We start from the raw sequence: 9,259 nt of genomic DNA, 5'->3' as shown, positions 1-9,259 counted from the left end.
AGCGGCCAGGCGCCGCGTTCACAGGCCGAACATATGACCGCACCGTCATCCCTTGTTCAACCAGAGAAAGATCTTGCAGCCCGGGCCGTTCCACATATGCGTCAGAGCCAAATTTGCAAGCCGAATGACATCTGAGCTATTTGAGAAGCGCGAAAGGGCGGATGCGAAAGCCACCGAGAAGGCTGTGTCGAAGCTGGTCCTGACCAAAGAGGGTTCTAGGTAAGCTAATCGAGAACGTTGAGCGCGCGCTGCAGGCACGGCCGGTGCGTGGTAAGGAGCGGGAAGAGCAGGGCGAATACCAGTACCAGGGAAACGTCGGGAACCGCGCGCTGGAGCTGCTCGGCAAAGAATTGGGCATGTTCATTAACCGCAAGGAGGTCGGCAAGCCGGGCGACTTCGCGGGTATGACAGACGACGAACTTGACGCCCAAATTGCAGAGTTTATCGCGCGCGAAGAAGCGGGAGCTGGCGAGGGCGCTCAGGGAACGGGAGCTGCGAGGCCCAAAAAGGGAATGCAGAAGCCTCACTGAGTAGGTGAGGCAGATCAACCGGCGGTACCGCGCGCCCGCGCCGCGCGATTCCCGGAGCCAACGATTGCCGGGCTGTGCAGGCCACCGAACTCACACCGACCTTGTCGGATATGACGCAGCCCCGATCGTCAGCCTTGAGACAATTCGTGCACGTGACGCGACGCTCGATTCAAGCGTCTCGCCGATAGTTGTATCAAGCGCTTGCAGAAGCGCCGCGATTTCAGTTCGGCACGCCGCTTGCTTCATGCAAGGAGCATCACGAGGCAACCGATGATGTAGGGGCCGACCCAGCGCGTGTACCCAGCGCATCTACTCTGCGCCGGGGCCGCCTCTTCTACTCTCTCAACGACGGGAACCGACTACGTTTGTCTGCTAGCTCGACTCATGCATTCAACGCACCGCCCGCACCATTTTTAGTTGACCGTGAAGAGGACCGGCACATGGGAGCTTCGTCGCATGTATGACGTAATTGGTATCGGAATTGGTCCGTTTAATCTCAGCCTTGCCGCTCTCATGAAGCCGACCGGACTACGGTGCCTATTCATTGACGATAAGCCGAGTTTTGCCTGGCACGCCGGAATGGGATTTTCGAACGCTAAGTTACAAGTGTCACATGTCAAAGACTGTGTGTCGCTCGTAGATCCAACCAGTTCGTTTTCATTTCTCAACTTTTTGCACCGAAGCGGGCGGCTCCACGCGTTCGTCAATCGACGGTCCGGTGCAGTCTCTCGCAAGGAGTTTTTTCAGTATTTCGCCTGGGTCGCAGATCAGCTTCCGTATCTTAGATTTGGGCAAAAGGCACTGGATGTGCGGCCCGAAATATCACATTTCCGCATCACGACCACTGAGGCGGAATATCAGGCCCGACATGTCGTACTTGGGCTCGGAATCTGCCCCGACGTGCCGGATTGCGTGCGTCCCTTGTTGGGCGAACGCGTCTATCACGTGGCAGACTATCTCAATAGGGCGCCACCGGCCGCAGGAGAACGAGTCTTGCTCGTCGGCGGGGGTCAAAGCGGCAGCGAGGTGATGGAACAGCTGTTCGCGGGCCCACCCCTGAAGCAGATACTTTGGGTTACGCCGCGCGACAACCTTGAACCGAGGGACGACTGCGCATTCACCAACGAGTATTATACGCCTGCCTATTTCCGCCACTTTCAAGCTCAGCCGCTCTCGCGTCGGCGCGAATGGGTGCAGGTTAAGAGGCTGAGCAGCAACGGCGTATCGCTGGATCTCACAAATCAACTCTTCGACAAAATCTATGAACGTCGCTTCGTCGACAGTGACAACGACGGCGTCCGGTTGATCGTCAGTGCTTGTCTCGAAGGTTTGCGGCAGAATGGAGCGGGCTTCGAAGTTACGCTCAAGTGCACCGAGACCGCAGCAACACGCAGGGCGCCGGTGGACCGTGTGATCTTGGCCACCGGTTTTGTCCCCCACACGCCGCCATTCTTCGACCGCATCATGCAGCTCGCCTGTATTGAGGATAGTTTGCCCAGGATCAGATCGGACTATTCACTGGAGAGCCGGATAGCCCTGCCAGGCAAGATCTACTTCCAGAACAGAACCCGCATCCAGCATGGTTTGCAGAACGCGAATCTGTCTCTCGTCGCCTATCGCAACGCAACGATCGTCAACAGCATCATGGGAAAGGAGTTCTATCCGGTGGACATGGATCCATCGATGTTGTCGCGTCTGGCTGAACTGGAGGAGGAATGATGAGAAAGCTGCGCGATAACATCGTGGCACGCCATTTTAGGGCCTCTAAATTCGCCCTCGAGAGTGGCGAGTCCACGCGCTTGGATTGCCACGCCGACAACGAGATGTTGTTCGTGTTCTCCGGCACCGGCTCGGTCACCTATGGCGACGGGTCGCTCTCTACCAAACAGCTCGGCCCAGGAGACATGCTGCTGATGTCTCCGTTCACTGCCCATCTTATCAAGAACGATGGGGCGGAACTCCTGGTCGTGGGAAATGCTTGGTGGGAAGACCGGCAGACCGTTGACGAAAGCGTCAAAGCCCCGACCAAGGCGCCGCGCACGCGCCTTGTTCTGCCGAGCTTTACAACGCCGAACGGGCGGATGCATGTTGGGCATCTGGCGGGGCCGGTCGTCGCTGCCGACATGTTTACGCGAGCGCAAAGGACACTTGGGCTCGACTGTTACCAGCTTTGTGGGACATTGGGTTTTCAGACACATGTGGCGATCACCGCTGCGCGCGAAGGGCGGAGCTACCACGAAACCTCGCGCGCCTACTCGGATGATTTTCTCGCTAACTACCGTCTGCTGGGGGTAGACTTCGATGTGTTCGCGACGCTCGACGAATTGCCGCGTTTCGAACGGGTCGCTCGCGAGTTCTTAGCCACGCTGGACGCCGGCGACCATCTCATCGAGAAAACTGCCCGCGTTCCGTATTGTGAGCACGGGCACGGATACTTGTTCGAAGCCCACGTGCGCGGCTCCTGTCCGCACTGTGGCGAAGGGATCAGCTCGGAATGCGAGAACTGCGCGCTGTTCGTGCCGGATGAAGAGCTGATGGATCCGGTCTGCAACCATTGCAACCGGCCGGCAGCGTGGCGGCCGCTGAAGCGCATGTTCGTGCCGCTGGAGCCGCATCGCGCCGTGCTCGAGCGATACCTGATGTCGGGGGCCTACGTCGGCAAAATGCCGGATTTCGTCGCCCGGGTGTTGCAGCGCAAGCTGCCGGACATTCCGCTCGGAATCTGTTCATCGGACGGACTTGCCCTCGCGTTGCACGGGCAAGAGAACCAGAACCTCTATTCGGCCGTCGAGCTCGCCCCCCGCTTCTTGACGGCACAGGATATGCTTGCCTCCCGTGCGGAGCTCGGCTCGGACGAGGTCGAGCTCGTGCTCTTTTTTGGCTCCGACAACGCGTATCTGCGCTGCATCACCTTCCCAATCCTGCTCCACCTTTACCACGCGAGCAGATTTCGCATCGTGGGTTTTTTTGGCAACGAATTCTACCAGCTTGACGGCCGTAAGCTCTCCACCTCGCGGGGCCATGTCATATACGCCGACGATCTCACCCGCCAGGGAATTCCGGCCGACTGGCTGCGCCTATATGTCTGCCATACCCGTCCATCGATTGCCCCGACGAGCTTTAGCTTTCGCGAGGCCTTTGACTGGATCGAACGGCGCCGCGGCCTGCTGGCATCCGTCATTCATCACATCAGCCAGTCGGTCGAAACGCGTCACCGCGGGACGGTCCCGGAGGCCGGCACTTGGGAACGCCTGCATCGCGCATTCTATCAACAGCTTTGCGAGCGTCAGCAAGAGGGCCGGCGGTTATTCTCGGTCGAAGGATTCGACCCGCGGCGGATCGCGGAGCTAATCGACCGCTTGCTTCACGACCTTGATGGATTCGCAACAGAAGCGCTTGGCGCGCGCTATCACCCGGGCATCGAGCGCGCCGCCTGCGCCCTCAGCGTTGCCGGCCTGCGGCTGTGGGCGACGCTTGCCTGGCCGGTAATGCCTGGGCTCTGCACCGCACTCCTGGCGCGCCTTGGCATTCGAGAACCGCCATATCTGAACCACGCCTTGCAATGGGTTCCGGCGGGGCGATCCTTCGATACCAGAGGCTGGGCTGTATGACGGAGTTTCTCCTTTATATCAATTATCGCCGGCTCATACGAGAAAGCATTCGTGCATTCGAAGCGGCGCATCGGCTCGGATACCGCGTCGCTGTGCTTGGTCAGCCGCTGCCACCGGAACTTGCCTGCTACGTGGACGAGTGGCGCCAATGTAATCCCGCAAGCCTTGTCTCGCTCGAGAGCGCCGTCGAGGAGATCAGAAAGTGTATCCAAATTGCCGGTGTGGTCTGCTTTACGGAAACTGCTGTGGAAGCCTGCGCTATCGTTGCCGCGAAATTGCGGCTGCCCGGGTTGCCGCACGCATGCGTGTCCGCGGTGCGGGACAAATCGATACTGCGCGAGCGAACTCAGTCGGTTTCCGGCCTCACGCACCGGCTTTTGCAGAATGATAGCGATCTGGAAGAGTTCATCAGTGTGGCGGGACTCCCGGTCATCGTGAAACCGGTGAACGCCTCGGGCAGCACCGGAATCTACCTCCTTCGCGAGCCTGCCGACCTGAATGTCTTTCATTCCACTAGCAAGAAGATCGGCAATCCGTCGTACGACCCGACTTTGCGCCGGGAAACGCTTACGTTCCTGGCGGAACGTTATATCGGCGGGCAGGAGGTGAGCGTGGAAGGGTACGTTTGCGGCGGTGAAGTCACCGTTGTCGGGATCACGCACAAGCTCACCTCGGATCCTTATTGCCTGGAGGTGCGGCATATTTTCCCTGCCGACCTCGATGGTGAGATGCGCAGCATGATTGAAGCAAAGACCAAAGACTACGTGCTGGCGCTGTGCCTGGACAATGCATCCTTCCACCTCGAAGGCAAGTACGACGGCCCGCAGTTCGCGCTCATTGAGGTTGCTGCCCGGCCGGGAGGCGATTACATCGCGTCGCATCTGGTCCCGCTTGCGTTGCACTATGACTTCTACGAAAACCTTGCTCGCATTGCGGTGGGCAGGGCGCCTCTGCCTCCGCCCGCGCCGCAGCGGGTGGCCGGGATCCATTACGTCTTGGCCAAACAGGAAGGGCGGCTGCTCGGCTACCGCGGCCTCGAGGCGGTTCTCGATCACCCTTGGGTCGAGCAGGCGATCGTCGAAACATCGATCGGTACACACATTGTGCTTCCGCCGAGCGATTTCCGTCTTCAACGTCTGATCGCGGTGATCAGCACCGCGCCGAGCCAAGCACTGCTCACGAAGCACCTCGATTGGGTATCGGAGACGATCACCCCAGTCTTCGCCCTCGAGTGAAACATGCAGACGGACGTCATAGGCGCTGGTGCGATGGGCAGGGGAATGGCGGCGCTGCTCCGCGACGCCTTTCCGCACTGGACGGTCCGCCTCATCGACCGCGATATGAGCGCGCTCACGGCTGCGCGCGAGGCATGGAAATGTGAGATCTTGTGCACCGACCAGCCGCAGCAGGCAGAACTCGCACCCGTCGTGATCTGTGCCGCCACTTGGCCGGTCACGCTGGGTGTGATCGAGAGCCTAGCGAGCCGCGCTACACGTGGTTTGCTGGTGAGTATCAGCCGGCCTGCTGCCGAGGACGTGCCACGCGTGCAGCAAGCGCTGATCCAAGCTCCGAGTCTTGCGACGGTTCTGCCCTGCGGGCTGGAGCCGGGGCTGACGGAGATCCTGGCGAGCTATCTGCTGGAATCCACTGAGGAGGTGCAGTCCCTTCGTATCTGCTGCGGTGGGATCGTAGTGCCACGCCCGGCCAATCCTCTCGGCTACAAAAGACTCTTCGGCACTTCGCACCTCCCCCTCGCCAAGCGCGACGCCTATTGCATCCGCGATGGCGCCCTTTGCGTCGTTCCGCGGTTTTCCGATGTTCAACAACTCGCTTGGCCCGGCATCGGGGTGCTCGAGCACTGGCATGACGGGATGCAGCCGCGGCTCTCGGAGCATCCGAAATTGTCGCGGCCGGGTGTCGATGCCGACCAACGCACATTGCGTTGGACCACATATGTCGAACTGGTCGCATTGCTCGATCAACTCGGCGTCTTGGCCGAGGATGCCGTGGACGAAAATACGGGCCTCACCCCAAAGCAGCTTTTTGAGCGGGCCACCCAGCGCACCTTCGGCTTGGCGGAGAACGAACAGACAAAGACGCTTCTGGCAATCGATCTCGCCGGAAGTCGGCACGGGCGACGGTCTGTGCAGGGTTTGCGGCTCACCTTCACCGACCGCGTCGACGTGCGCTCGATGGCTCTGGCCACCTGCTTGCCCGTGGTGTTCCTGGTCAACTGGCTGACGGGCGCCGGAAAAGCCGTTGGCGGATTTCACTATCCGGAGACCATTATCACCCCGCAGATAGCGCCGGTCATGCTCGACTGGCTCGAGCGTCGAGGTGTCGAGATAACAATGGACAGATGTGATGACGATGCGGAAGAAGGCACTGCTGGTCTTGGGTGGAGAGAGCGAGATTCAGTCCCGTCACCTCTATGATCAGGCGCGGGCGCAAGGCTTGCGGGTGGTGTTGACGGACACACCCAAGCGTCTCGAGCAGGCCATTCAATTGCATGATCTCGCCGATGAGGTCCATCCCCTCGACTTCGAGGATGTGAGCGCCTGTCTCAAGTGGGTTGGCAAATATCCCCGACGTGAGCTTCTTGCCGGAGCATTCAGCTTCAAAGAAAAAGCGCAGCCGGCGATGGCCGCGCTCGTTCGCCGCTTTGGATTCAAGGGCCCCAGCGAGCGTGCGCATGAGTGCACCACCAACAAGTTTGTCTGCCGAGACACCTTGCGGGCGGCCGGATTTGCCCAGCCGGAAGCCAGGCTGTGCCGATCCGGCGAGGCAATCGATCAGGCGTTTGCCGAGCTCTCGCGCCGGCATCGCAAACTTATCCTTAAGCCGATGATCGGGTATGGCAGCGAGAACGTCTTTCTGGTGGATAGCGCGACGGCTCTTGCCACTGCGCTTGCGCAGCTCAGGCCGGCAAGCGAGCGGCCCTTCTTGCTCGAATCGTTCGTCGAGGGCCGGGAGTTCAGCGCGGAGGGCTTATGTGTCCGTGGCTGGCCGAGGGTCTTGAGCTTGACGCAAAAATTCGTGATCGGCGGTGGCAATTTCGTCGAGTGCGGCCATGTCGCGCCGGCCGATCTTCCGTCTGCTTTGCGTGAGCGCGCGATCACGGTCGTGCAGAGCGCCGTGCATGCCGTTGGTCTGACTTTCGGCATGTTTCATGCGGAGTTCTGGGCTTGCGATGCCGGCGAGATCGTCATGGGGGAAATTCACTCCCGACCCGGAGGCGACTACATTACGCACCTGACACAGCACGTGACCGGGATCGCTTATTACGGCAGCGTGTTTGCCCAGATGCTGTGCGCTGATGCCGGCGTGGTGATGCTTCCCGCGGCCCACTGCGGAGCTGCCGGCATCCGATACTTCGTCCCGCCCGCCGGCAGAGTGACGGAAATCACCGGATATGATCGTCTGCGCGAAATGCCTGGCTATGCCGGTGCCGCGCTGTTGATCAAAGTCGGTGACACCGTGAAGCCCGTCCGCCACTCGTTCGACCGCGTTGGTCATGTGCTTGCCACCGGGGCGAGCGCCACCGAAGTTAAGGACCGGCTCGAGCGCATGATCATGGCGGTCGCCATCACCGTTCAATGATGAACAGCCCGCGCGCAACCATGCTCCAACCGAAGCCTGCGCAGCGTATGTTCTGGAACGTGTTCGCTCAGAATTGTCTCAATAACTACGGCTACTTTGCGCCGCTCTCTGTGCTCGGCGTCTATCTCCTCGACCGATCGCTCTCGGCGGCTCAGGTCGGTACTCTGTTGCTGCTCCTGTCCGCTTCCGGCCGAGCGTCGCGCGCCTTATTCGCTCCACTACTGGACCGCATTCCCACGCGTTGTGCCCTGACGACAACCTATCTCGTGATGGGGGCGGGCTATACCATCGTGGCGGAGAGCGCCGCGTTTGTCGGGACCGCGCTCGGACTGTTTATGGTCGGCACCGCTTACGGGTCGTGCAGCTTGCTGCTGCGCGTAATTTCGGTCCGCCTGCGCGAGGATCAATCTCTCCGTTTGATGCTAGTGAAGCTCGCCGTGGGGACGAATATCGCTGCCACGCTCGGACCGTTGCTCTCGAGCCTGCTGTACGTGCAAATGGCGCCGAACGCCCCCTTCCTCGTCACCGGCTTGGTGATGGTGTCGGGTGGGTTGGTCTGCCATGCCTTTTTGGGGAACGAGCTGCCAGTACTGGACCGCGGCGGCAACTGGTGGAAGTCGCTGCTGCACAGCGCAACGCGGTCCGACCTTCGCTTGGTATTCGTGGCGACTGCCTTCACGTGGTTCGCCCTGGCACAGATCTTTTCGTTTGCGCCGATCGTGCTAGGCCGCTTGTTGGCCGGCCCGGAAATCGTTTGGACGATTGCCGGCCTCAATGCTGCCTTGGTGGTAGGGGCATCGATGCCGCTGATGAAGGCACTCGAGCGCGCGCATGTCGACGACGTCGGGTCGCTGATCTTGTCGGCGATCCTGGTCCTGGCGTGTTTCGCGCTGCTATCAGGGTTCGTGAACCTGTTCACGCTCTACCTCGCCGTCGCATTGTTGACGGTCGTGGAGATTGTGGCCCTGCCGTCATTGTCGGTGTTGCTTGTCCAGAATACCCCGGGAAGGGATCACCTCGCCTTGCTAGGCATCAACGCCATCGGTATGGGTCTCGGAGAAGCACTCGGCAACTTTGTTGGCGCTGTGCTCGGCAGCGCGGAGCTTCACAACACGTTCGCTTTCGCGGGAATTGCCGCCCTTTATGGTCTAGGTGCGATGTGGCTGTACCGTTTTCGCAGCAAGATGCTGGATATTGGTGGCCGGAAGGCCACGCAGGATGGCATTGACGTCGAGCGATCCTAGAGAATGCTTTTTCACCGCCGGCCTGGACTTCAAGGATCGGCTCGACAAGCACATGGTCCTGCTGCGCGGCGGCCCCCAGTCGCCGCGCAAAGCTATTTCTACGACGGCTATCTGCTATCGTTCCGTGGTGGCCTCCCATTGCGCTATTTGTGAAGATGGGCATCCCATTCGAGTACTAGCATTACAGTTGCTTTTTTGATTTGAAGTGGGCGCGTTGAGCGGCAGCCTGGTGAGCTCTGCGCCAGAAGGACCATGCGATGATGTGTGCGGGTTG

7 protein-coding genes are annotated in these 9,259 nt (G+C 60.2%); all 7 read left to right on the top strand.

Annotation, left to right across the window (positions count from 1 at the left end; all coding sequences use genetic code 11):
* The first annotated feature begins 263 nt into the window (after positions 1 to 263).
* The 7 genes from IVB42_RS37035 to IVB42_RS37005 all read left to right on the top strand — a co-directional run bounded on the left by IVB42_RS37035 (position 264) and on the right by IVB42_RS37005 (position 8,985).
* Complete coding sequence (locus IVB42_RS37035) at positions 264 to 530, top strand: hypothetical protein (protein WP_247399000.1); 267 nt, start codon at positions 264 to 266, stop codon at positions 528 to 530.
* 456 nt (positions 531 to 986) lie between these two features.
* Positions 987 to 2,249, top strand: coding sequence for a SidA/IucD/PvdA family monooxygenase (locus IVB42_RS37030; protein WP_247398996.1), 1,263 nt, complete (start codon positions 987 to 989; stop codon positions 2,247 to 2,249).
* On the top strand, positions 2,246 to 4,141 hold the full coding sequence (locus tag IVB42_RS37025; protein WP_247472059.1) for a class I tRNA ligase family protein: 1,896 nt from the start codon (positions 2,246 to 2,248) through the stop codon (positions 4,139 to 4,141). Before IVB42_RS37030 ends, IVB42_RS37025 begins: the two co-directional genes overlap by 4 nt.
* Positions 4,138 to 5,376 carry an ATP-grasp domain-containing protein gene (locus tag IVB42_RS37020; protein WP_247472057.1) on the top strand — a complete coding sequence of 413 codons (1,239 nt, stop codon included), beginning with the start codon at positions 4,138 to 4,140 and terminating at the stop codon, positions 5,374 to 5,376. Before IVB42_RS37025 ends, IVB42_RS37020 begins: the two co-directional genes overlap by 4 nt.
* A gap of 3 nt (positions 5,377 to 5,379) precedes the next feature.
* On the top strand, positions 5,380 to 6,576 hold the full coding sequence (locus IVB42_RS37015) for a saccharopine dehydrogenase C-terminal domain-containing protein (RefSeq protein WP_247398989.1): 1,197 nt from the start codon (positions 5,380 to 5,382) through the stop codon (positions 6,574 to 6,576).
* Positions 6,506 to 7,741 carry an ATP-grasp domain-containing protein gene (locus IVB42_RS37010; RefSeq protein WP_247472055.1) on the top strand — a complete coding sequence of 412 codons (1,236 nt, stop codon included), beginning with the start codon at positions 6,506 to 6,508 and terminating at the stop codon, positions 7,739 to 7,741. Before IVB42_RS37015 ends, IVB42_RS37010 begins: the two co-directional genes overlap by 71 nt.
* A gap of 20 nt (positions 7,742 to 7,761) precedes the next feature.
* Positions 7,762 to 8,985 (top strand): MFS transporter, encoded by a 1,224-nt coding sequence (locus IVB42_RS37005; RefSeq protein WP_247472053.1) that lies wholly within the window; start codon positions 7,762 to 7,764, stop codon positions 8,983 to 8,985.
* The last annotated feature ends 274 nt before the right edge of the window (positions 8,986 to 9,259 follow it).

This window comes from Bradyrhizobium sp. 45 (genome assembly GCF_023073155.1).
GTDB classification, from domain to species: Bacteria; Pseudomonadota; Alphaproteobacteria; order Rhizobiales; family Xanthobacteraceae; genus Bradyrhizobium; species Bradyrhizobium canariense_D.
The sequence above is the reverse complement of the archived record's forward strand: the minus strand, read 5'-3'. Positions and strand labels throughout refer to the sequence as shown.

Excerpts from the sequence above, each read along its gene's own strand:
- IVB42_RS37030 (WP_247398996.1), top strand. The coding sequence starts at position 987 with ATGTATGACGTAATTGGTATCGGAATTGGTCCGTTTAATCTCAGCCTT.
- IVB42_RS37010 (WP_247472055.1), top strand. The coding sequence starts at position 6,506 with ATGACGATGCGGAAGAAGGCACTGCTGGTCTTGGGTGGAGAGAGCGAG.
- IVB42_RS37020 (WP_247472057.1), top strand. The coding sequence starts at position 4,138 with ATGACGGAGTTTCTCCTTTATATCAATTATCGCCGGCTCATACGAGAA.
- IVB42_RS37025 (WP_247472059.1), top strand. The coding sequence starts at position 2,246 with ATGATGAGAAAGCTGCGCGATAACATCGTGGCACGCCATTTTAGGGCC.
- IVB42_RS37015 (WP_247398989.1), top strand. The coding sequence starts at position 5,380 with ATGCAGACGGACGTCATAGGCGCTGGTGCGATGGGCAGGGGAATGGCG.
- IVB42_RS37005 (WP_247472053.1), top strand. The coding sequence starts at position 7,762 with ATGCTCCAACCGAAGCCTGCGCAGCGTATGTTCTGGAACGTGTTCGCT.